The sequence below is a fragment of the Phormidesmis sp. 146-33 genome, from assembly GCF_052939515.1.
Genome location: NZ_JBJPHU010000020.1, coordinates 45,889 through 66,852 on the forward strand (window position 1 = coordinate 45,889; position 20,964 = coordinate 66,852).

Annotated in this window: 22 protein-coding genes; 11 read left to right on the plus strand and 11 right to left on the minus strand. The window is 49.7% G+C overall.

All coding sequences use genetic code 11. The features are described 5' to 3' along the window. Nucleotides 1-219 precede the first annotated feature (219 nt). Nucleotides 220-1,437 carry an RNA polymerase sigma factor, RpoD/SigA family gene (locus tag ACJ2PR_RS10565; RefSeq protein ID WP_446856630.1) on the minus strand — a complete coding sequence of 406 codons (1,218 nt, stop codon included), beginning with the start codon at nucleotides 1,435-1,437 and terminating at the stop codon, nucleotides 220-222. A gap of 797 nt (nucleotides 1,438-2,234) precedes the next feature. On the opposite strand from ACJ2PR_RS10565, the gene priA reads away from it, so the two are divergent. Continuing rightward, entirely contained in the window at nucleotides 2,235-4,691 is a 2,457-nt protein-coding gene (gene priA, locus ACJ2PR_RS10570) for a primosomal protein N' (RefSeq protein ID WP_446876975.1), read from the plus strand. Between the two features lie 443 nt (nucleotides 4,692-5,134). Continuing rightward, complete coding sequence (locus ACJ2PR_RS10575) at nucleotides 5,135-6,742, plus strand: iron uptake porin (RefSeq protein WP_446876976.1); 1,608 nt, start codon at nucleotides 5,135-5,137, stop codon at nucleotides 6,740-6,742. Between the two features lie 184 nt (nucleotides 6,743-6,926). Here the strand turns inward: ACJ2PR_RS10575 and ACJ2PR_RS10580 are convergent, their stop codons facing one another. Beyond that, entirely contained in the window at nucleotides 6,927-7,454 is a 528-nt protein-coding gene (locus ACJ2PR_RS10580; RefSeq protein ID WP_446856632.1) for a hypothetical protein, read from the minus strand. 97 nt (nucleotides 7,455-7,551) lie between these two features. Here ACJ2PR_RS10580 and aroA point away from each other — a divergent pair, with 97 nt between their 5' ends. The 6 genes from aroA to ACJ2PR_RS10610 all read left to right on the plus strand — a co-directional run bounded on the left by aroA (nucleotide 7,552) and on the right by ACJ2PR_RS10610 (nucleotide 10,339). Next, nucleotides 7,552-8,904: a 3-phosphoshikimate 1-carboxyvinyltransferase gene (aroA, locus tag ACJ2PR_RS10585; protein WP_446876977.1), complete on the plus strand. Its 1,353-nt coding sequence runs from the start codon at nucleotides 7,552-7,554 to the stop codon at nucleotides 8,902-8,904. Between the two features lie 2 nt (nucleotides 8,905-8,906). Then, the gene (locus ACJ2PR_RS10590) at nucleotides 8,907-9,224 is read left to right on the plus strand and encodes a type II toxin-antitoxin system HicB family antitoxin (protein WP_446876978.1); all 318 of its coding nucleotides are present in this window, start codon (nucleotides 8,907-8,909) and stop codon (nucleotides 9,222-9,224) included. Then, on the plus strand, nucleotides 9,161-9,595 hold the full coding sequence (locus ACJ2PR_RS10595; protein WP_446876979.1) for a XisH family protein: 435 nt from the start codon (nucleotides 9,161-9,163) through the stop codon (nucleotides 9,593-9,595). Before ACJ2PR_RS10590 ends, ACJ2PR_RS10595 begins: the two co-directional genes overlap by 64 nt. Continuing rightward, nucleotides 9,568-9,900: an element excision factor XisI family protein gene (locus ACJ2PR_RS10600; RefSeq protein WP_446866059.1), complete on the plus strand. Its 333-nt coding sequence runs from the start codon at nucleotides 9,568-9,570 to the stop codon at nucleotides 9,898-9,900. Before ACJ2PR_RS10595 ends, ACJ2PR_RS10600 begins: the two co-directional genes overlap by 28 nt. Nucleotides 9,901-9,971: 71 nt before the next feature. Next, on the plus strand, nucleotides 9,972-10,181 hold the full coding sequence (locus ACJ2PR_RS10605; protein WP_446866060.1) for a 2-oxoisovalerate dehydrogenase: 210 nt from the start codon (nucleotides 9,972-9,974) through the stop codon (nucleotides 10,179-10,181). Continuing rightward, nucleotides 10,178-10,339 carry a type II toxin-antitoxin system HicA family toxin gene (locus ACJ2PR_RS10610; RefSeq protein ID WP_446866061.1) on the plus strand — a complete coding sequence of 54 codons (162 nt, stop codon included), beginning with the start codon at nucleotides 10,178-10,180 and terminating at the stop codon, nucleotides 10,337-10,339. The genes ACJ2PR_RS10605 and ACJ2PR_RS10610 overlap by 4 nt, the downstream gene beginning before the upstream one ends. A gap of 48 nt (nucleotides 10,340-10,387) precedes the next feature. Here ACJ2PR_RS10610 and ACJ2PR_RS10615 read toward each other — a convergent pair whose 3' ends face one another. The 4 genes from ACJ2PR_RS10615 to ACJ2PR_RS10630 all read right to left on the minus strand — a co-directional run bounded on the left by ACJ2PR_RS10615 (nucleotide 10,388) and on the right by ACJ2PR_RS10630 (nucleotide 14,487). After that, nucleotides 10,388-11,227 (minus strand): carbonic anhydrase, encoded by an 840-nt coding sequence (locus ACJ2PR_RS10615; RefSeq protein WP_446876980.1) that lies wholly within the window; start codon nucleotides 11,225-11,227, stop codon nucleotides 10,388-10,390. A 92-nt stretch (nucleotides 11,228-11,319) separates the two neighbouring features. After that, a complete protein-coding gene (locus ACJ2PR_RS10620; RefSeq protein WP_446876981.1) occupies nucleotides 11,320-13,299 on the minus strand; it encodes a S9 family peptidase in 1,980 nt (659 codons plus the stop codon). Between the two features lie 217 nt (nucleotides 13,300-13,516). Next, the gene (locus tag ACJ2PR_RS10625; protein ID WP_446856640.1) at nucleotides 13,517-13,798 is read right to left on the minus strand and encodes a Nif11-like leader peptide family natural product precursor; all 282 of its coding nucleotides are present in this window, start codon (nucleotides 13,796-13,798) and stop codon (nucleotides 13,517-13,519) included. Between the two features lie 365 nt (nucleotides 13,799-14,163). Then, the gene (locus ACJ2PR_RS10630) at nucleotides 14,164-14,487 is read right to left on the minus strand and encodes a hypothetical protein (protein WP_446876982.1); all 324 of its coding nucleotides are present in this window, start codon (nucleotides 14,485-14,487) and stop codon (nucleotides 14,164-14,166) included. Nucleotides 14,488-14,611: 124 nt separating this feature from the next. Here ACJ2PR_RS10630 and ACJ2PR_RS10635 point away from each other — a divergent pair, with 124 nt between their 5' ends. Next, the gene (locus ACJ2PR_RS10635) at nucleotides 14,612-15,433 is read left to right on the plus strand and encodes an alpha/beta fold hydrolase (protein ID WP_446876983.1); all 822 of its coding nucleotides are present in this window, start codon (nucleotides 14,612-14,614) and stop codon (nucleotides 15,431-15,433) included. 67 nt (nucleotides 15,434-15,500) lie between these two features. On the opposite strand, the gene ACJ2PR_RS10640 is transcribed toward ACJ2PR_RS10635, so the two are convergent. Next, complete coding sequence (locus ACJ2PR_RS10640; protein WP_446856643.1) at nucleotides 15,501-16,157, minus strand: DedA family protein; 657 nt, start codon at nucleotides 16,155-16,157, stop codon at nucleotides 15,501-15,503. A 561-nt stretch (nucleotides 16,158-16,718) separates the two neighbouring features. Between ACJ2PR_RS10640 and ACJ2PR_RS10645 the strand changes: the two genes are divergently transcribed. Next, nucleotides 16,719-17,111: an STAS domain-containing protein gene (locus ACJ2PR_RS10645; protein ID WP_446856644.1), complete on the plus strand. Its 393-nt coding sequence runs from the start codon at nucleotides 16,719-16,721 to the stop codon at nucleotides 17,109-17,111. A gap of 249 nt (nucleotides 17,112-17,360) precedes the next feature. Here ACJ2PR_RS10645 and ACJ2PR_RS10650 read toward each other — a convergent pair whose 3' ends face one another. The 3 genes from ACJ2PR_RS10650 to rpsF form a co-directional block, all read right to left on the minus strand. Next, nucleotides 17,361-17,915, minus strand: a complete 555-nt coding sequence (locus tag ACJ2PR_RS10650; RefSeq protein ID WP_446856645.1) for an Npun_F5560 family protein — start codon at nucleotides 17,913-17,915, stop codon at nucleotides 17,361-17,363. A 19-nt stretch (nucleotides 17,916-17,934) separates the two neighbouring features. Next, nucleotides 17,935-18,933: an NAD(P)/FAD-dependent oxidoreductase gene (locus ACJ2PR_RS10655; protein WP_446856646.1), complete on the minus strand. Its 999-nt coding sequence runs from the start codon at nucleotides 18,931-18,933 to the stop codon at nucleotides 17,935-17,937. 98 nt (nucleotides 18,934-19,031) lie between these two features. Beyond that, on the minus strand, nucleotides 19,032-19,361 hold the full coding sequence (rpsF, locus tag ACJ2PR_RS10660) for a 30S ribosomal protein S6 (protein ID WP_446856647.1): 330 nt from the start codon (nucleotides 19,359-19,361) through the stop codon (nucleotides 19,032-19,034). 264 nt (nucleotides 19,362-19,625) lie between these two features. Here rpsF and ACJ2PR_RS10665 point away from each other — a divergent pair, with 264 nt between their 5' ends. After that, nucleotides 19,626-20,426 (plus strand): fumarylacetoacetate hydrolase family protein, encoded by an 801-nt coding sequence (locus tag ACJ2PR_RS10665; protein WP_446876984.1) that lies wholly within the window; start codon nucleotides 19,626-19,628, stop codon nucleotides 20,424-20,426. On the opposite strand, the gene ACJ2PR_RS10670 is transcribed toward ACJ2PR_RS10665, so the two are convergent. Beyond that, the gene (locus tag ACJ2PR_RS10670; RefSeq protein ID WP_446856649.1) at nucleotides 20,423-20,923 is read right to left on the minus strand and encodes a Tic20 family protein; all 501 of its coding nucleotides are present in this window, start codon (nucleotides 20,921-20,923) and stop codon (nucleotides 20,423-20,425) included. The genes ACJ2PR_RS10665 and ACJ2PR_RS10670 overlap by 4 nt on opposite strands. Nucleotides 20,924-20,964: the final 41 nt, after the last annotated feature.

The window sequence follows — 20,964 nt, forward strand, 5'->3', positions numbered from 1 at the left end:
TTTGAGCCGCAACGATCGAGTTCTGAAGTGGAGCAACAGAGAAAAATCCTCAAAGCGCTATCACTTCGTAGCCCAACCTTTCAGTTGAGAGCGAATTCATCCCATAAAACTCAAGTTCTTCTAATGACACAAGAGACGAAGGACAAAGGATAGTGCAGTTTTAGTTCTTTCTCATCCCTCATCCCTCATCCCTCATCCCTCATCCCTCATCCCTCATCCCTATCCCAACCATCCCTTAAGCCGTTCTGCAATCTGGGGCCGCCGCAGTTTCCGCATCGCCTTGCTTTGGATTTGCCGCACCCGCTCCCGTGACAAATTAAACATGCCGCCCACTTCTTCTAACGTGCAAGGCTTACTCGTCGTCAGCCCATAGCGTAGAGAAATGATGTCCTTTTCACGTTGAGTCAGCACATTACCCAAAACATCCCAGATCTCTTGCCGCAGCATCGTCTCGCTCATTTGAGACTCCGGAGATTGAGTATCGCCGTCCTCCAGCAGATCCATTAGCTCTGTGTCTTCCCCTTTGCCGACCCGATGATTGAGCGAGAGCGACTGACGACGCACCTGTTGAAGATGCTGTAACTGCTCAACGGTCAACTCTAGCGATCGCGCCAGTTCTGCCTCGGTCGGATTGCGGCTCAGTTCCCGCTTTAATTCACGGTGAGCCTTCTTCAGCTTGTTCAGCTTTTCGACGATGTGAATCGGCAGGCGAATCGTTCGGGCATCGTTGGCGATCGTGCGCGTGATCCCCTGACGAATCCACCAGTAAGCGTAGGTCGAAAACTTATAGCCCTTATCGGGATCAAACTTCTCAGTCGCCCGATTTAGCCCCAAAGCACCTTCTTGAATCAGATCTAGAAACGGGACACCACGATTCAAATAACGCTTGGCGATCGACACCACCAGCCGCAGGTTCGATCGGATCATCTTACGTTTGGCGACCCGACTGCGATGAAGGCGATGGTCTAGCTGCCGCTCGGTCAGCCCCACCTTTGTAGCAATGTCGTGCTTGGTTGGAATCCGCCCCAAATCTTGATAAAGATGGCGCTGCACTTCCTCAATCTCGACCAGATACTGCACCCGTCGGGCCAGTTCCACTTCTTCGTCTGCTTTAAGAAGCGGATAGCGGGCCATCTCTTTGAAAAAAGCGCCCACCGCATCATCCGCGATCGTCTTGCTGTATCCTGACGATCGAGCGCTGGCAATTTGATCAATTTCGGTTTCCTCAGAAGCGGGTTCTTCTCCGATAATTTCGGCAACCTCATCTAACTCCGAAAGATCCGGTTCTTCAATTTCGACAATAGGCGCACCAGAAAAGTCAGCATCTCCTTCCATTTGTAGGGAGTCAACTGAATCTAACTCAGTCACGTCCATTGCAAAGTCCAACTCACGATCAGAGAGGATTCCTGTGTTAGAACTGTTGCTTTGTTCGTTCATAAGAATGCAATATCAATGGGGGGTTTACTGAATACTTGAAGGGGCAACTTCAGACCGCTTGAACAGAAATTCAGGCGCTTAAAGTGCGGAGACGACATCCCGAAAAAACTCAAATAACGACTGAGATTGGGAGCCAATTTGGAGCGATCGAACAGCAAAGGTTCTATCTGAAGAAAGTGAAGAAAATGAAGAGTCCTGTCTTCAAATAAGTTGAAATTGGCTTCAAATGTCCTCCCAGAATTAAGATTTTGAAGTCAGTGACACTCTAAATTTGGTCGCTTGAAACCATTTACAGCTTTTGTTTCAGGAACGGTATGAATACCCTAACAAAGGTTAGAAAATTCTGCCGCCGACGCAACCTAAACCAACCTTTTGTAGAAGACAGAAACCAGCGATCGCACGATAGGTAATCTGCAAGAGATCTCAGCAACGATCACCTAAGTTTCTGTAGTCTTCACAACAAAATAATTGAGAAGAGGAATCTGCTTTTGGCTGTCATAACAGACTCTCATACCCGATCGGGTTTACATCTCTACCGATAGTGGGAAAATCCGATGGTTATTTTTTGAATTTATCTGGTAGTCTTATCATCTCTTGGGCTGAAGAGAGGTAAAGCGCCCCTGACTCTACCAATACACTCGCTAAAATTAAGGAGATCGTTTGAACTACTTCCTGCGGTTTTTCCCAGACATTGCAGCTTAAATAACGCCTCTTAGAGAACCCTGAATTTGAGCCTGTTAAGTTTTTCTATCACTAGTGACTGACGAATTAGCGCTCTCTGCATCGGATGATCGATTATGTCTAATCCCGCACCGCTTTTAGTATTGGCTGAATCTGAAGGAACTTATTGCCCCGATCGCTGGGTTGAGGTGCTGGTCGATTGTCCCGGAGCGCAAGGACTCTATACCTATCGGCTGCCGATCGACCTCTCAGTACAAACGGGTGACATCTTGAGTGTGCCTTTTGGGCCTCAACAGGTGGGGGCGATCGCGATTCGACTCTTGACCACTCCGCCTGATCTTGATGCGGCCCAAATTCGCACTGTGGAGTCGATCGTCAGTCCAGGGTTTTTTGCGCCGACCTACTGGCAATTGCTCGATCGCGTCGCACATTACTATCACACGTCGCTGATGCAGGTCGTCAAAGTGGCGCTGCCGCCGGGGTTGTTGATGCGATCGCAGCGTAGAATTCGCCGAGTCAGAGAAGCCAATGCAGGAATGCTGACCGGAACCGCACAGCAGATTTTAGACTTGCTCAACGACAGTAAGACAGGCGACTATTCCTGGGTACATCTCCAACGGCAGGTGTCTGGCGCGAGTCGAGGATTACAAGAACTGCTCAAAAAAGGGCTGGTCGAAAGCTATTTGCTGCCTCCGAGCGCAGTGCGTCCTAAGCTAAAACAGGCGGTCACCCTCGTCGCCGAAGATAGTTGTGAACTGACTCCCCGCCAAAGCGAGATTTTAGACCTACTCAAGCGACAGGGGGGTGAGGCCTGGCTCAATGAATTTTTGCAACAGTGTCACGTCAGTTCCTCGGTGCTAAAAACGCTGGAGCGCAAAGGCTATTTAGTCATCCAGCCCAGAGAAGTTTTGAGAACCGATCGCGGCATCTTGAGCGATGAAGACCGATCGCGTGCGCTAACTTCCGATCAAATCACCGTTCTCCAACAGATTCAGCAGTGTCAAGAATTTACCGAAATTTTGCTGCATGGAGTGACCGGATCAGGGAAAACAGAAGTCTACCTGCAAGCGATCGCTCCCATTCTAGAGCGAGGAGAATCGGCTTTAGTTCTGGTGCCTGAGATTGGGCTGACTCCCCAACTGACCGATCGCTTTCGAGCCAGATTTGGCGATCGAGTCTGCGTCTATCACAGTGGATTGTCCGAAGGAGAACGCTATGACACCTGGCGACAAATGCTCACAGGCAACCCTCAAGTGGCGATCGGCACCCGTTCTGCAATTTTCGCCCCGCTTCCTAAGTTGAGCCTGATCATTCTGGACGAAGAACATGACTCCAGCTTCAAACAAGACCAGCCCGCTCCCTGTTATCATGCTCGAACGGTTGCCCAGTGGCGCGCCCAGCTACAAAACTGTCCGTTGATTTTGGGTTCAGCTACGCCCTCTCTAGAATCCTGGGTTATGGCCAAAGGGTTATCGCAAGCTGCTAATTCTCGCTATCTGTCTTTACCCAAGCGCGTTTACGATCGACCCATGCCTGCGATCGAAGTCGTCGATATGCGTCAAGAACTGCGGGAGCGAAATGGCTCTATCTTTAGTCGATCGCTGCAAACCGCCCTATGTCAGCTTCAGGAAACCGGACAGCAGGGCTTACTCTTCATTCATCGGCGGGGACACAGTACCTTTGTTTCTTGTCGAAGCTGTGGCTATGTGATGGATTGTCCCAACTGCGATGTGTCGCTTTCATACCACCACGTTCACGCTGAGGCGCGGCCGCTTTTACGCTGTCACTATTGCAATCATGTCGCTTCTCAGCCGTCAGCCTGCCCAGACTGTGGATCTCCCTACTTCAAAAATTTTGGCAGCGGCACTCAAAAAGTTGCTCAAGCGTTGGTGCGGCAGTTTCCAGATATTAGAGTCATCCGATTTGACAGCGATACCACTCGCAACAAAGGCGCACATCGGGCCCTGCTAACCAAATTTGCTCAAGGAGAAGCCGATCTTCTAGTCGGGACTCAAATGCTTACTAAAGGGATTGATCTACCGCAAGTCACGCTAGTAGGTATTATTGCTGCTGACGGATTACTCAATCTGCAAGACTTTCGAGCCAGCGAGCGAGCCTTTCAAACGTTGTTACAGGTAGCAGGACGAGCCGGACGAGGCGACGAACCTGGACGAGTGATCTTGCAAACCTACGCGCCCGAACATCCCGTGATCGAAGCGGTACAGCGTCATGAATACGAACCGTTTGTCACCTCCGAACTGGAGCAGCGATCGACCCTCAACTATCCTCCCTATGGCAAACTGGCGCTGTTGCGCTTTAGTGCGATGAATCCCGCGGTCGTGCAAAAAGCCGCCGAACGAGTTGCCCAAACCCTATCGCGATCGCAAGACTACGAACTTTTGGGGCCAGCCCCCGCTACTATTCTCAGAGTTGCCGGACGCTATCGCTGGCGAATTTTGCTGAAATTTTCTCAGACCGTCGCCCCCGTCATGCCCGATCTAGACGAACTGCGATCGCTCTGTGGGTCTAATGTCAGTCTTACGATCGATATCGACCCCCTGAACTTGATGTGACTTAGACTTCCTCCAACTTTCTCGCTCCGCATCAATATGCCTTCCAGGGATAATTCTCTGTGATTAACGTGAATCTGAAGCTTTAACCAACGAAATGGAAAAACCTTTCTGCAACAAATCCTGGTTAAGAGCAACATTGATGAGAATTCTGTCAATACCCCCCAGGGGGTTTTAGCGCCTTATTTTTGGCATTCTTCTTAATCTCTCAATCTTCCGTGTCTAACTTTTCAGTAGAACTCAGCAAAGTGATGTCAGCTATTTGAGAATGAATTGCAAAAACCTTGACAACCTTATCTGAACCGTAATAAGACAATTAGAGACGAGCGCTTGTAGAATACTCTAGGTGATAATGGTTATCATTATTATATTCTGCCTGTCAGACTGCGATTTTGCAGGTAGAGCGTTGTCCTAAAAAGTTAAATTGGTGTGAGCCTAGGATGAATATGTCAAAAATTTTCTCTCAAGCTTTGTGGCTCAATCCGCTTGTTTTGGTTGCCAGCTTGACAGTTGCCTCCAGTGCGGCGGCTCAGAGTCAGTCACCTGGTAGCAATGTTCAATCCTCTGTTGCTGAGTTGAGTCAGAGCGAACCGACTGCCCTTTCTCAAGTGACCTCCGTTTCTCAACTGTCAGATGTGCGTCCCACAGACTGGGCGTTTCAGGCGTTGCAGTCCCTGGTTGAGCGCTATGGCTGTATTGCGGGCTACCCTGACAAAACCTATCGCGGCAATCGGGCCCTGACTCGTTACGAATTTGCGGCTGGGGTGAATGCGTGTCTCGATCGCGTCAATGAGCTAATCGCTGCCTCCACCGCCGATCTGGTCAAAAAAGAAGACCTGGCGACTTTGCAAAAACTCCAAGAAGAATTTGCTGCTGAATTGGCGACCTTGCGAGGTCGAGTCGATGCGCTCGAAGCCAGAACGACCACGTTAGAAAAGCAACAGTTTTCGACCACCACCAAGCTCAACGGGGAAGTGGTCATTGGCATTGCAGGCGTTGCTAGTGGCGAGACGATTAACGGTCGAGAAGTCTCAAAGAATACGATTTTGGGCGATCGCGTCCGCTTAAACTTTGACACCAGCTTCACGGGTAAAGATCTGCTGAGAACGCGACTGCAAGCCAGCAATTTGGCCGCATTACCCGCCGCAAGAGACAATGGCGACCTGCTCACCCGCGAAGGCAGCTTCCGTTTTGCTGGAGAAGGCAACAACGAAGTGGGCGTGGATGCCCTGTTGTATCAGTTCCCGCTGGGCGAAAAGACCACCGTTACGATCGAAGCTAATGCAGGGGCGATCGACGACTTTACCGATACCCTCAATCCCTTTTTAGACGGAGATGGCGCGACGGGCGCTTTGACCCATTTTGGCTCTCGCAATTCCATTTACTACCTGGTAAACGGAGCAGGATTAGGCATCAGACACGCCTTTGGTGAGCAATTAGAACTCAGCTTGGGCTACTTGGCAAACGATCCGGCCACTCCTACCAGTGGGTCAGGTTTATTTAATGGAGCGTATGGAGCGATCGCGCAACTCACCTTTAAGCCCAGCGACAAACTGGGGGTCGGATTGACTTACATTCACGCTTACAACAACGACTTCAGTGCAAACGGCAGCGTCGGCAGCACCTTGGCAAACTTTAGAGAAGCCACCGGACTCCCAACGTCAGCCAACGCCTATGGGGTGAGTGCTTCCTTTCAACTCAGTCCGCAGTTTGTATTGAACGGCTCTGTGGGCTACACCAACGCTCGTACTCTTTCTGGACTCAGGGGCGACTTTGATATCTGGAACTGGCAAGTCGGTTTGGCGCTCCCTGATTTGGGCAAAAAAGGCAACCTGGCTGGAATCATCGTCGGTCAAGAACCCAAAGTTACGTCGGCGAGTGGGGGATTTGCGCGCGATCGTGACACCTCGCTGCACATCGAAGGCTTTTATCAATACCGACTCAACGACAACATTGCGATCACGCCTGGAGTGGTTTGGTTAACGGCTCCCGATCACAATAGCGATAACGAAGATGTGGTGATTGGTACGGTGAGAGCGACGTTCACGTTCTAAATCCAACAAATCTACTGTTCATTATTCAAAGCTAGAAGTAATGGGGACTTCCCGCGGCTTCTGGCTTTTTTTAATGTGAATTCGATCAGGAATTCTTGTCTTAAAGTTCCCCAAAATTGACAGCTTGGGGGGCAAAAGATTCAAAAAACGCAGCCAAAGAACTTCATCAATTCCCGTCTAAAATTCAGCCGTCTCCATCGTTGTCAATTTCCAAGTTCAGCACGTAGCACCCTAGCTGAGTCTGGTCGGCCCAAAGCTCATATTCCAATCTCAACTGCTCAGGGATAGGATAGCCATCCAGATGCAGACTGCGGGTATAGTTGCGGAGCTTGATCTGACTGCCCTGTCTAATTTGACTACCTTGAAGCCAATAGCGAGTCATCCCATAAACTCCACGCTCCCACAGGTGGCGATAACTCAGTTTGCCGTCTCCCTGCATGGTCATTGTGACGCGATAGGGCGAAATTTCGAGCCACAGCAAACGAGGGGTCGGCATGGGAGGCGCAACGAGTTGAGGATTTTCTAACGCTCGATTTGCAAAAGCGTCGTGTCGAATTTCTCTGGATTCCAAAACTCTCGGCTCAGTTAGCAAAACGTGAAAGCGTTCTTGATCTTTTTGATAGAGGGTGCCGATCGTCTGTATATCTGTCCATACGGGCAAGTCCGTCGAAACGATCGAGAGGTGAACGGGTTTGCGGTGATGGGTCAGCATGGGGTGAGGAGTGAGGAGTGGGACGTGATCTCATTCAAAACTTTTCAGAAAGCGGTACGATAACAACGCAATCCGATGCCCAGTCTAGCTGATTCTTATGGTCACTCCCACCGCGATCGCGCTTAAAATTACAGACGAACAGCATAATTTGATGATTCACCGATCGCGCTCTGGTCAACCATTACAAGGGAGAATTCGCATTCCGGGCGATAAGTCGATTTCTCATCGATCGTTGATGTTGGGCGCGCTGGCTGAGGGGGAAACGATCATTCAGGGATTGCTGTTGGGAGAAGATCCGCGCAGTACGGCAAGTTGCTTTCGGGCGATGGGGGCAGAGATTTCGGATCTCAATTCTGATGAAGTGCGGGTTAGAGGCGTTGGATCAGGCAACCTACAAGAACCTTTGAATGTGTTGGATACGGGCAATTCTGGGACGACGACTCGCCTGATGTTAGGGATTTTGGCCGCTCAACCGGGGCGTTTTTTTACGGTGACGGGCGATGCTTCGATTCGATCGCGCCCCATGTCTCGCGTGGTCAAACCGCTTCAGCAAATGGGTGCCCAGATTTGGGGCCGCAAAGACGATTCTCTGGCACCGTTGGCGATTCGAGGACAGGCGTTAAAGCCGATTCACTATCATTCTCCGATCGCCTCTGCTCAAGTCAAATCCTGCATTCTCTTGGCGGGGCTGATGACCGAGGGCCAAACGACCGTAACGGAACCGGCCCTGTCTCGTGACCATAGCGAACGAATGCTACGATCGTTTGGCGCAGATCTCAGCGTCGATCCAGATACCAACAGTGTGACCGTGACGGGACAGGCTCGACTCAAGGGACAAATGGTGATCGTTCCCGGTGACATCAGTTCTGCGGCGTTTTGGCTAGTGGCGGCGGCGATCGTGCCCGGTTCTGAGTTGACGATCGAGAATGTGGGCGTGAATCCGACTCGCACCGGAATTCTGGAAGCCTTGGAACAGATGGGCGCAGACATCACTCTCGAAAATCAGCGCGAAGTGGCGGGGGAACCTGTGGCAGATTTGCGGGTGCGTCACAGTTCGTTAAAAGGCTGCACGATCGCCGGGGACTTGATTCCTCGCCTGATTGACGAAATCCCGATTTTGGCCGTCGCTGCCACGTTTGCCAAGGGAACGACTGTCATCCGCGATGCTGAAGAACTGCGCGTCAAAGAGAGCGATCGCATCTCCGTCATGGCCACTCAACTCAATCTGATGGGAGCCAGCATTACCGAACTGCCCGACGGCATGGAAGTTGTTGGCGAAAGATCCCTAACCGGAACCGAAGTAGACAGCTTTACCGATCATCGGATTGCCATGAGTCTAGCGATCGCCGCGCTCAACGCCCACGGCACGACCACGATTCATCGCGCCGAAGCTGCCGCCGTTTCTTACCCTGAATTTGTGGAGACATTGCGGCGGGCGATCGGTGAATAACGGTGAAATTGAAGTATCCGATGATGATTCAATGGTCTGATGAGGACGACTGTTTTTTGGTCGGGTTTCCTGATTTTCCGAGGCAGCGCTGGCGGACTCATGGTGACACTTACGAGTCTGCGGTTGCTAATGGGATCGAAGCGTTGGAGTCCTTAATTATAAACGAACTGAGTAAAATTACTTCATATATCGCCGAGAGCTTTGTCAAAGGCGAGACGCTTAAAATGGGATTTGAGAAGGTGTTTGAGGGCGGCAAATGTCTGCAAAAGATGTTTTTCACAAGGCTGTTCGGTCAGCCCTCGAAAAGGACGGATGGCTGATTACGGCTGACCCCCTTTATATCAAAGCTTCTCCCCAGATTGCGATGGATGTCGATTTAGGAGCAGAAAAGCTCTTGGCTGCTGAACGCAGTGGGAAAAAAATCGCGGTTGAGATCAAAAGCTTTTTGGGATTGTCTGCAATTCATGAATTTCACTTGGCTTTGGGTCAGTTCCTAAATTATCGATTGGCACTAGAAAAACTAGAGTCAGAACGAACCTTGTATTTGGCGATTCCAGAAGACGCTTATCTAGAGTTTTTTGTCGATGAATTCATTCAGCAAGCGGTAGAAGCTTATCAACTAAATCTAATTATTTTTAATCCTGCCCAGGAGACGATCGAACAATGGAAAAATCAACCTACAGACAGTTAATCATAGATTTGTTGAAAGAACATGCAAGCCATCCAGTCAATGACGAGTCTCTTGAAACACAGCTTATCTTTGATGCCGAGAACGATCACTATCAGCTACTGCGCCTTGGCTGGGAAGGTGAAAAGCGAATTTATGCTTGTCCAATTCATGTTGATATTAAAGATGGCAAACTCTTGATTCAACGTGACTTTACCGAATCAGGAATTGCTCAACAGCTGGTAGAGCGAGGTGTACCTAAGTCAGCGATCGTCCTAAATTTTCGATCACCCTTTGTCAGACAATTTAGCGAGTTTGCGATCGTCTAGCGACAAGAGAATATTGCAAGCGATCGCCTCTTGAGAGTAAAGGAACGAGCGACTTCATCAGGAAATAGAAAATGACTGAGATTGTGTTTTTGGTTGAAGATGATCCTGATGGTGGCTACACGGCTAGAGCATTAGGTGAAGCAGTTTTCACGCAAGCGGATGACTTAAAAACGCTGCGAGAGATGGTGCGCGATGCTGTTCAGTGTCATTTTCCTGACGAGCAAAACCGTCCCAAAGTCATTCGATTACACATTGTTCGAGATGAAGTGATTGCCTCATGAGATTGCCAAGAGACTTATCAGGAGATGATCTGGTAAAGTCACTAACAAAATTTGGCTATGTAGTCACTCGTCAAACGGGCAGTCACACTTTGAACTTGATCGAGAAAAACTTCGTCATGCACTTTTCTCCTAACTCCATTGGTCAGGCAAACTGGTAATCAAGACAGGCATCGGGAACGATCGCTCCACTTCATCTACTTTTAGATCTAAGGATTTTGTGTAAAGTTATACGCAATGCTGTTTAGGGTGGGCAACCACTCTACCCTCGGCTTTGTAGATCCGGGCGTGGGGATTGGGGCCGACTCTGTGCAGCTAGTTGTAATGAGCGGGTCAGGTACCGGAAACGATCGCTTCTCCATCAGCGTAAATCTTCGCAGTGCTGCATTATAAGCAAACACGACTCCAGTTTCGATTTCGTACATCCAGGCGTGGAGGTTGAGCTTGCCGCCGTGTAGCTTTGATCGAATTGCGGGATAGGTTTCTAAATTTTCGATTTGCGTCAAGACATTTTGCTCGATCGCAATCTTCAAGAGTTGGTCGGGTTCGGTTCCGGCATAGTTGTCCATCACCACGCGCCGAGTCGTTTCGCCGTGACGCTTTAGCCAGTCATAGACCGCAGGCATCTTCTCAGCCAGGGTGCCAATTTGCAGCAACCCTTTCATCGCGCCACAGTGAGAATGTCCGCAAACAATGATGTCCTTGATGCCCAAGGCCTCAACTGCGTACTCAATACCCGCCGATTCAGCGCTGCTGGCTGCTCCATAAGAAGGGATGATATTGCCTACGTTTCGCATGACAAACAGTTCGCCGGGAGCCGCCTGCGTGATCAAACAGGGGTCGATGCGCGAATCAGAGCAAGTGATGAACAAAACTTCTGGAGACTGCCCACCCGAAAGCCGTTCAAAAAGATCTCGGTTGTCAGCGAAATAGTTGTCGTGGAAAGAGTTGAGTCCTTGGATCAGTCCTGTGAGCGACATGATTTCTTGCCCTAGTTGCGGTGAAGTAGCGGATTGTGGAGCCGATCGATAGAGCCAAATGATTGTCAACCATCGGCATTATCCTTCCCTTCTACAAGAGCAATGTAACACTTTCCGTATTTTTGTAAAGCCGAGTAAAGCTCTACTATTTGACCTTGAACTCAGCTACCCCTGATCCCCCCTTTTGGCAGCGATTCTAGCAAAAACTCTTTGACGTACATAACCGTTGCGTAGAACTGAAAATCGACGTTTTTCTTCTTTGAGAAGCCGTGTCCTTCATCTTTTGCCATCAGATACCAGACGGGAACATTATTTTTTCGCACCGTCGCCACAATCTGTTCGGCTTCGTTGAGCGGCACGCGAGGATCATTTTTGCCGTGGATTACAAAGAGCGGTTTTTTGATGCGATCGGCGTTATTCACCGGAGAAATTTTCAGCAAAAATTCGCGCATTTTGGGATCGCGCTCGTCGCCATATTCCACTCGTCGCAGATCTCGTCGATAGCTTTCGGTTCGTTCTAAAAAGGTGACAAAGTTAGAAATGCCCACAATGTTGATGGCTGCTCGAATGCGATCGCTATAATTCGTCGCCACCGCTAACGACATGTAGCCCCCATAACTGCCGCCCGTAACTAGAATTCGGTCTTTATCGAGATCAGGCTGAGTCGCAATCCAGTCTAATAGTGCGCCAATATCTTTGACAGAATCCTCGCGCAAAAAGCCATTGTCTAACTTCAAGAAGGTTTTGCCATAGCCCGTCGATCCCCGAACATTGGGGAAGATCATCGCCACGCCCAACTCATTCAAATAGTAGTTAGCGCGTCCCAAAAAGACCGGACGAAACTGACCTTCTGGGCCGCCGTGAATGTCAATCATGACAGGACGCTTGCCCTCAAACTTGGCGGGTGGGCGATACAGAAACCCAGAAATCGTTTTATTGTCGAAACTCTTCCAGCGTACCAGTTCTGCGTCTGAAAAATTAGCTGTATTCAAGCCGCCCGTCTCGCTCTCTGTCCAGCGATCGACCTGATTTGTCCCCAGATTTAGCGAATAAATATCAGCCGTCGATCGAGCCGAAATTAGCGTAAAGCCCAAATCCTGATTATTGCGATGCCAGGTGATGCCGTAGACCAGACCCACGGGTAGCTTGGGCAGCGTCCGTTCTTTGCGGGTGTCAGTGTCCAGAATATGCAGCACACTCGCGCCGTCTTCATTGGTCACAAACGCCAGATGCTTGCCGTCTTCCGACAAATCAAGATCTTCCACATCCCAGGGAATTTGACTTGTGAGATAAGTGGGTTCAAACGTTGCCAGATCCACGTAAGCAAGCCGAGAAAATTCGGACTCACGATCGCTCACCACGTACAATCCCTTGCCATCTTTACTAAACACTGCGCTCTGATAGGCAATTTTTTCTTGGCCGCCTTTGGGAGTGAGCAGTTTCTCCTCGCCTGATTGCGTGTCAAATAGCCACAAATAGCTTTCGTTGACCGAGACGTACTCCATTGCCAGCACCTGTCGATCGTCCGGTGACCAATCCATCGGCCCCCAGCCGCCCCCTTCAACGGTTGCCAGCAGACGATCGCTCTTAGGGTTTGCAGGCTCAAGACTATAAAAATCGGTGTCCTTTCCAGTCCGGCGCGTCGAAGTGTAGATCATGCGATCGCCGCGATTTGACCAGATGCCTCGACTATTCTTAGACTTGCCATCGGTGAGCAGCGTTACATCGCCCGTCCTCAAGTCATAGCGATAGTTTTGATTAAATTCATTGCCGCCGATGTCTTTGCTAAAAACAAAGTAGTCGCCCTGCCCCGGTTGATAGGTCGCTCCGCCCACCCGCTCAGAGAAAAACGTCATCTGCTTGCGAGCGCCCAACGGAAACTTGACTAAATGTACCTGTGGGGTATCGGCAAATCGAGTCGAAATCAGCATCTCCCGACGGGTCGGATGCCAGCTAGAAAGGGCCGCTGATCGAAACTGGGTGTAGCGATCGACCGTTGCCGCCAACTCAGCAGGAATTGCAGGAATGCCTTCGACTACGAGATTTTCGCCAGGAGCGATCGTTTCTTGAGCCAGTACCATTACAGAGGGAAGCAGCACGACTGCCAAAATTGTCGCTAAAACTTTAGTTAAAAATCGCATAGCTCCATCATCGCAAATCCCTAGCCCTTTGAGAATTAAGGATCATCGAATTTGAAGCAGCGTCAACCTTACTGGCTCGATACAGATCACGGTTACTTTGCAAATCAGACAAGGCTTTGCGCTCCCATGAATGAGAGGGGGGTGGTTGCCTTTACTAGACTGCAAGCATCCTGGAATGGACGGTTGAGAAACCCCCTTCAGACGATTGCATCCTTCATCACCCCATAGCCAACTCTTGGGAACTGTACTCAGGCACGTTCTGCCGTTCTAGCCAGTTGATATTGCGAAGCCACTTCCAAACGCCTGTAGAACGTCTGACGACCACCCCTTTGCTCTGTTCTGCCACAATCTCTTTTAACTCAGCGGTCGTAAAACAATAGCCCAATTGATCCGAGATTTTGAGAAAGTCTTCGGGCGATCGCACCGCTTCAAACCGCTCCCGAATTGACTCATCCTGAGCCACCGCTTTCAAAAACCGAGTTGCACTTTCTACAGACATGTTACGTTCTCCTTGGGCTAGTCAGTATTTGCACCAGATTGCTCAGTGGGGTCGGGGGGGCGCGATCGCAGTTCTCCAAATCAAAACGCTTTAAGCAATCCTCTTCTCATCCACTTTTTCATCCACTATGACGGTGAGAGATGTACTCAGACTTCATCAAAAAATGGACTTGTGGATAAGTGTAAACTACTACGTTACTTAAGCGCTTAGGTATAAACTTGCACAAATTCATTAAAGTTTTTTGCTGAAAGCGTTAAACTACTGATAAAACTATATTGCTCCTTTATAAAAGCTTCATTAAACAAGATTGTGACAGTTTGATCGCTTTCTCGGCCCTCTCTCAAGTCAGATGTTTTCCGGCACTTTTACCTAGATGGGAGACGATCATTTAGAGAATCTAAAGATTTGGGAAATTTGGGGCAATCGTTCTGCTGGGGATACTGAGTCCGCGAGTCAACCTTGAGAAGTCGATCAGGCGATTTAGAAGGACGGCGTAAAAGCTCTAGCTCTCGATCGAATTGCTCTCGTCCCTTTCTAAAAAAGTCTTCAGAACTTGAGGGCACCAGATCACGAGAAAGCCGCTGCAACTGTACCGAACTCAAGCCTGCCAATGACTGCGCCTGAGCAGCAGATCCTATCAGCAGAGGCAGCATCCAAACTACAGAAGCCGTCCAACAAGATGCTTTCATGAGGTGCGTCGCGGAAAACACGGTCAGAAACTCTACCTACCAGGCTAACGCGCTCGATTAAGATTGTGTGAAGTAGTCTGCCTATTAAAAGCCGTTGGAGTCTAACTTTTTATCCAAACAGCGATTGACTGTTCACCTGGAGTTCGATCGCCTCGATTTATCGCCTCAGCCCGCTGCCTATCTCGAAGTCGGTGCCAAAACGCCGCTGCTCATGCTGCACGGTTTTTTAGGTGACGGACGATGCTGGCTACCTTTAATGGATCAGTTACAGTCTCAATTTCGCTGCGTTGCCCTGGATCTGATGGGATTTGGCGACTCTGCTAAACCGTCCATTCAATACAACGTGGCTAAAGAAGTGGCATTTGTGCATCAAGTGATTGAGAAATTGCAGCTTGCACCCTGCTATATCTTGGGGCACTCCTTTGGAGGATGGGTCGCCGCCGCCTACGCTTTGCAGTATCCCGATCGAGTAAAGGGTCTCGTTTTGGCAGCACCCGCAGGCATTCGAGATGACAGTTTTGCGGGGCGATATGACCATCTCAGACCGCTTCTCTGGCAGACTCCGATCGTCGATTGGGCCTTGACGCTCCTCAAACCGATCGCCACCCCCTTTGGTCAGCGTCCCACTCTCGAACAACTCGCCTGGTTTCGTCGAGAATTAAAGGCTCAACCTGCTGCCCGGTCGTTTCTCGTAGATCGGCTCCGCCCCGAAGATGCGATCGACACGGTTGAAAAAGAAATTTATCGATTGAAAGTGCCAACTTTGGTAATCACAGGCGATCGTGACGAGACCATTCCCATCTGGCACTGCGAAACCTATGCTCAAGAAATTCCCAATGCTCAGTTGGTCGTGATCTCCGACGCTGATCACGCCCTGCCACAAAAATATGCGCCTCAGCTTGCCAAAGCGATCGTCCAATTTTTAGAAACTCTTTCGATTATTTAAAATTCTGGTTGCGGTACGAGTTATTCCGCGCTTCCGAAGCACTACCCTGCCGTAGATTTTCATCCTTTTACTCGCTATCCCCAGCGGGTTCTTGGCTGATGGCTTCTATTGACTTTGCTTTGCGCGATTCTAGCCAAAGAGGAACCACAATCCAGGCGACGACGATGAGCAGGGCGGCGATCGTAAACTGGGAAGCCAAACTAATCAACTTCTCCAGAGGCACCACCTGTCCCGCAAAATACGCCAGAGACACCATGACCGATGCCCAAGCACAGGCCCCAGCCACGTTGTAAAGCATAAATTTGAGAAATGGCATCTCAGCGATTCCCGCAAGAGGACTGGCAAAGATTCGCAGCAGGGCAATAAATCGGCCCAACAAAACGGCTTTTCCAGCATTTTCGCTAAACTGGCGGCGAATTTCCTCTAGCTGTGCTTCTTTGACTCGAAACACCCGCCCCAGATTCAGCAGTAATGGCCACCCCCCGTAGCGTCCAATCCAGTAGCCGCAAGTGCCCCCTAGAATCGCGCCAGAGGCTGCGTCAGCCAAAACGTACCAGTAGTTAAGCTGATCGTTTCCAGCTAAAAATCCCCCGGCTAGGGTGACGGTTTCTCCGGGAATAGGCAAGCCCAAATTTTCTAACAAAATTCCAAAGAAAATCGCCCAGTAGCCGTACTGTTGAGCAATTTCTTGAATAGCTTCGGGCGAGATAAAGTCAAGAGACATTAGGTTAACCTTTACAAAGCTTCATCTTTCCTGTCGATCTTGACTTGATTTCAGAACGGTGTCAATGCAGGGTAATTTGAATTCTGGCTTTTGTTGTCCTGGATGCGACGGAGAGCTTTCTTAATCTTAGAGACATTTCCTTACATTGAGGGCGGACAAATCAGATCCTATACAAAGCTTCCGATTCAGGCGCGTCAGCAACCAGCCAATCATCCTGCCGCAAAATGAGTTGATCAAAAGCCTATTGGGGCTATTTTCAAAAAAGCTTTCGAGGCAAAAACTGCAATTTTTATCACAAAAGAGAAAATTTTAATATAAAGGAACCCAAACGTGAAGATTTTGTGAATCCTCCGGAGAATTCCTCAAAGCCGACGAAGCTAATCTTTATAGTTGTAGCAGCAAGTTACGTATATCTACTTAGCTTGAAAAGTCCCCTAGTCTCTACATCCCAGCGATTTGATTCGGTCGATCGACTGAGCAGTAAAACAAGGTTTATCGGTTTTGGGTGGGGACGAGCAAGTGCTTTTAAAAGTCAACGAAATCTTTTTTAGGAATGAGGCTATGGGTTCTAAAAGCATCAGTGAGGAGTTTTTACTTCAGCCCCAGGGTCGGCTGGATTTGCGAGGCGGCGGTCACCTTCGGCAACAGCTTGAAACGGTCGCATCGCAGGTTTCTCAAGGTAGCGTTTCTCGTTGCCGCAAGCTGTGGGTGGTGGATATGTCGTGTATTGAATTTATCGACAGCTTTGGCCTCGCTTCGCTGGTTGCAGGGCTAAACGTAGCGACTCAAGTGGGGGCCCGGCTCGTTTTGTGTGGTCTGTGCCCATCTGCCCAACTGGTCTTTGAAATCACACAGCTCGATCGTGCCTTCACGATTTTTGAAAGTTATGATGCACTGCTGGCTTCTTTAGAACTTCCTACCCTTCAGGTCTTGCCTGCTTTAGAGGTGGCGTGAAGCGATCGGTTGAATGATCCCGCCTGATGGCCCTAATCGTTCTTGAAAAAGTATGATCGGGCTGTTTTTTATTTTGAGGCTTATTTTGAGGTGGTGAAGCCTACAGACGATCAAACAAAAGGGAACCTTCCCTCCTCTTAAAAAGACGAACCGTTCCCTTTAGCGTCGTTAAAACTTAGTTCCCATCGAAATTTCAACCTCTGCCAGCCAAAATCTGAAGCCTGGTTGAAAGGCAGCCACCCCAAACGATCAGGCATTCCCAAAGCTGGGTAGCGAGATATCTCCCTCCGATCGGGGGAAGCTGGGCAAATCTAGGTGAGACGTGCGGCGAGTTCTAACCGCCAATCGGTAGCTGACACTTTGCAACTCCGCATGAAGCTGACGGTTTTCTCGCTGCACCAGAGCCACCTTTTCGCGGACGGGAGCCATGCGCTCGGCAAACTTTTGCTTGTAGATCTTGGGCAACTCCTGAACGACCTGCTCTAACATGCGAGAGCGATCGGTCAATTCTTGAACCGACTGCCGCAGTTGATAGATTTCAGCATCGCGTTCGGCAATCTGCTCCTGATAAAACGTAACTTGCTGCTCAACGTGCTGTAGCTGTTCTCTGAGCGCCCGCATTTCTGCCAGATGACGCTCCGCAGAGATTTCCGAAGTCGGCACCGGGTTAGCGTTGCCCTTGACTAGACGAAAGAGTTCTTGCGAAAGCTGTTGGACGAGCTGGTCGCGCATTTGCAATTCTTCTTGCAGCCGCACAACCTCTGATTGCAGTTGTTGAATGTGAGGGGTATCCGCTTGGGTCACTTGTTTGTCACTCCAGATTTTAATGGCTTGCCTGTTTGAGGTGCTCTTCCCAAAGACGAGGTGGGGAAGCGCGACGAATATCACGCCAAATTGCAGTTGCCGCTAATGTACCATCTGCGACGGCAATTGAGATCTGGTTTAGGCCCTCTTTTAAATCCCCCAGGGCAAATATTCTTGGATGAGAGGTGCGACACATGCCATCTGTGGTCAGATTACCGCCTTTCCACTGGAGGTCTAGCCCTTTGAGATACTCGTTGTGATAATGAGACCCCATTGAGATGAGTCCAGTTTCAAGGGGGACGATCGTTCCATCCGTCAACTCCACCCCATTCATTTCGTGATTGTCACCCAAAAAGCGGCGAAGGGGCGTTTCGACCAGGGGATAGCCGTGATCCTGAAGTTTTTGGCGCATCTCGGCGCTGACCTCACATAAGCCCTGCGTGAAAACGGTGATGTAGGGCGTGAACCAGTTCAGCACAAAGGCAGTGTTGATCGCGGCTTCGGTATTTACAAACAGTCCACAGTTTTTATCCCCCATCTCGTAGCCATCACAGATCATACAAACGTGCAGATTGTAGCCCGCGTAATCATAGACGTTTTGCATATCGTCTAGCTTGGGCAGATGGTCGATCACCCCGCTGGCTGCGACGAGATACTTGGCTCGAAGCGTCTGATAAATGCTGTCTTTTTTGCCGACCTTGACCTTGACCGCGAAGGTTTCTCCGTCATCCTGGACATCTTCGACAAAGCCGGGGAGATAGTCGCCGTCGAGTGAGAGAAAATGTTCTTGCCCTTGTTGGAGCATGGTGCGTCCCGGAGTTGTCGGCGGCAAGCCAAGATAATTGCGTAAATCTTGCATCCAGAACGATCGCCCTCGTCCTTTTTCGATCACCAGGCAAGACAATCGATAGCGTTGTAGGTAGAGGGCTGCTGAGAGTCCGCCTGCGCCACCGCCGACGACGATCGCATCATACACATGGTCAAGGCGCTGATCCAGATTCTTTTTTGAGAGCTTCATAACGTGACTGTAAATGAAAGTTAAAGGCTTAGGACGGAGGTGATCTATCAGTCACGTTAAACCCTAAACCTCAAACTTTGAACCTGGCATTAGTCTAACTAACCTTCGACTGCAACGGCCTCAACGTCTTCGGCTTTGGGCACGTCTTGCTTGACAGTCAGGTAGCGAATGACCTCGGTGCTGATCCGCATGGCGCGCTCCATTCCAGCGATCTGGCTACCGTCGCCTGTGTAGTTCATCTGAATGTAAACGCCTTCGCGGTGTTTGGCGATTTCGTAGGCGAGACGGCGTTTGCCGCGATGTTGAGTTTCGATGATTTCTGCACCGTTGTCTCTCAACAGACTTTGATACTTTTCGATCGCCGCATCGATCGCTTCATCGTTGAGGTCGGGGCGCAAAATGTACATCGTTTCGTAAATGAAATTCATACCAGCTTTTCTCCTTATGGACAAGTCGGCCTTTTCGATTGGCAAACTCAGTAGCAAATTGGGTCAAAAAAATACTTGACCTGCTACCCAGTTCCCCAATAATGAAAAAGCAAGGACTTACCATTCTATCCCAGTTTCTAGACGATCCAGCTAGAAGGTGCTAGACGTTAAGCCTGAGACTCCAGATTTTGCAGGCATTCGCTGTATGCGAGTGGGCAGTCCACGCCCTGAAGTTTTATACGTAATTAAGGTATCTATCCCGGTATGGCACAGCGCTATGTTCGAGTTCAGACCCCAGATGGCAAGATTTTTTATGGGCTGTTGCAGATCGATCGTCGAGTGCAAGTGTTAGATGCGCCTCCGTGGATGAAGGGACAGCCGACGGATCAAGTTTTAGACGCTAATCATTATCAAATTTTGGCTCCCTGCGCGCCTTCTAAGATTGTGGCTGTGGGCAAAAACTATGCAAATCATGCGGCCGAGATGGGGACTCCAGTTCCAGATGAGCCGCTGTTGTTTCTCAAACCGCCGACGACGGTAATTGCGATGGATGCCGAGATCTGCTACCCGTCTCAGTCAGCGCGAGTCGATTATGAAGGGGAACTGGCGCTAGTAATGGGCGATCGCTGTTCTCACTGCACCCCAGAAGACGCTCACAGCAAAATTTGGGGCTATACGATCGCCAACGATGTAACGGCGAGAGATCTGCAAAAAAAAGACGGTCAGTGGACACGGGCCAAAGGATTTGACACATTTTGTCCGCTGGGGCCGTGGGTGGTGCGCGAGATCAATCCAGGGGCGAGGCTGCAAACCTTTGTGAATAACGATCGTCACCCTGTGCAGTCAGCCGCAATCAGCGAAATGGTGTTTCCGCCTGATGTATTGGTGGCTTACATTAGTCAGGTGATGACGCTATTGCCGGGAGATGTGGTGCTGACGGGGACTCCGGAGGGAGTAGGCGCGATCGGGGTGGGCGATCGCATTCGCATTGAGATTGAAGGAATTGGCTATTTAGAGAATTCAGTGATCGCTCGCACTGCGGCAATTGTCGAATCTCAGGTCTAGCGCACTTGCATGTAGACGGCTTCTGAAATCGTAGGGATTTCTGCATACTTTCCGAGCGCAGATTGAACGATCGAAAACCCAACCGCAACCACCATGCCCAAGAAAATTGTGTTAAACAACGTCTGTGTCAGCAAGACACTTGTCCCTAAAATCGGTGCCAAAACATAAGCCCAAACCAGCCCAATCAGGCTCAAAACAATTCCAAACAAAATTGCCTGCATGGTGTTGAAGCGGATGAAGTGAGGCAAGTTTTCGTTGCGAACCACAAGCAGGTAGAGCGCAAAGAAGACGACAAATGAAACGATGCCGCCCAAACTATTGTAAATTGCCAGCAGTGGTGACAGGGGAACCACCAGGACTCTCAATATAGGAGTCAAAAAAGATTCTGTCAGAATCAGGGGCCTTGTAACCAGTCCGATTAAATCAAGGAGTGGCAGAAGGTAAGCGAGACAGGCAAAAATGCGATCAGAAACAGTTGTTGACCCACGCCAAGACATGCGGATTCTCCTAATTTGAGTGTAGGTTTCTAAAGGCTGTA

What these genes read in the sequence shown, in the direction of transcription:
- ACJ2PR_RS10565 (WP_446856630.1), bottom strand. Translation starts at nt 1,437, where the DNA reads ATGAACGAACAAAGCAACAGTTCTAACACAGGAATCCTCTCTGATCGT.
- priA (WP_446876975.1), top strand. Translation starts at nt 2,235, where the DNA reads ATGTCTAATCCCGCACCGCTTTTAGTATTGGCTGAATCTGAAGGAACT.
- ACJ2PR_RS10575 (WP_446876976.1), top strand. Translation starts at nt 5,135, where the DNA reads ATGTCAAAAATTTTCTCTCAAGCTTTGTGGCTCAATCCGCTTGTTTTG.
- ACJ2PR_RS10580 (WP_446856632.1), bottom strand. Translation starts at nt 7,454, where the DNA reads ATGCTGACCCATCACCGCAAACCCGTTCACCTCTCGATCGTTTCGACG.
- aroA (WP_446876977.1), top strand. Translation starts at nt 7,552, where the DNA reads ATGGTCACTCCCACCGCGATCGCGCTTAAAATTACAGACGAACAGCAT.
- ACJ2PR_RS10595 (WP_446876979.1), top strand. Translation starts at nt 9,161, where the DNA reads ATGTCTGCAAAAGATGTTTTTCACAAGGCTGTTCGGTCAGCCCTCGAA.
- ACJ2PR_RS10600 (WP_446866059.1), top strand. Translation starts at nt 9,568, where the DNA reads ATGGAAAAATCAACCTACAGACAGTTAATCATAGATTTGTTGAAAGAA.
- ACJ2PR_RS10605 (WP_446866060.1), top strand. Translation starts at nt 9,972, where the DNA reads ATGACTGAGATTGTGTTTTTGGTTGAAGATGATCCTGATGGTGGCTAC.
- ACJ2PR_RS10610 (WP_446866061.1), top strand. Translation starts at nt 10,178, where the DNA reads ATGAGATTGCCAAGAGACTTATCAGGAGATGATCTGGTAAAGTCACTA.
- ACJ2PR_RS10620 (WP_446876981.1), bottom strand. Translation starts at nt 13,299, where the DNA reads ATGCGATTTTTAACTAAAGTTTTAGCGACAATTTTGGCAGTCGTGCTG.
- ACJ2PR_RS10625 (WP_446856640.1), bottom strand. Translation starts at nt 13,798, where the DNA reads ATGTCTGTAGAAAGTGCAACTCGGTTTTTGAAAGCGGTGGCTCAGGAT.
- ACJ2PR_RS10630 (WP_446876982.1), bottom strand. Translation starts at nt 14,487, where the DNA reads ATGAAAGCATCTTGTTGGACGGCTTCTGTAGTTTGGATGCTGCCTCTG.
- ACJ2PR_RS10640 (WP_446856643.1), bottom strand. Translation starts at nt 16,157, where the DNA reads ATGTCTCTTGACTTTATCTCGCCCGAAGCTATTCAAGAAATTGCTCAA.
- ACJ2PR_RS10645 (WP_446856644.1), top strand. Translation starts at nt 16,719, where the DNA reads ATGGGTTCTAAAAGCATCAGTGAGGAGTTTTTACTTCAGCCCCAGGGT.
- ACJ2PR_RS10655 (WP_446856646.1), bottom strand. Translation starts at nt 18,933, where the DNA reads ATGAAGCTCTCAAAAAAGAATCTGGATCAGCGCCTTGACCATGTGTAT.
- rpsF (WP_446856647.1), bottom strand. Translation starts at nt 19,361, where the DNA reads ATGAATTTCATTTACGAAACGATGTACATTTTGCGCCCCGACCTCAAC.
- ACJ2PR_RS10665 (WP_446876984.1), top strand. Translation starts at nt 19,626, where the DNA reads ATGGCACAGCGCTATGTTCGAGTTCAGACCCCAGATGGCAAGATTTTT.
- ACJ2PR_RS10670 (WP_446856649.1), bottom strand. Translation starts at nt 20,923, where the DNA reads ATGTCTTGGCGTGGGTCAACAACTGTTTCTGATCGCATTTTTGCCTGT.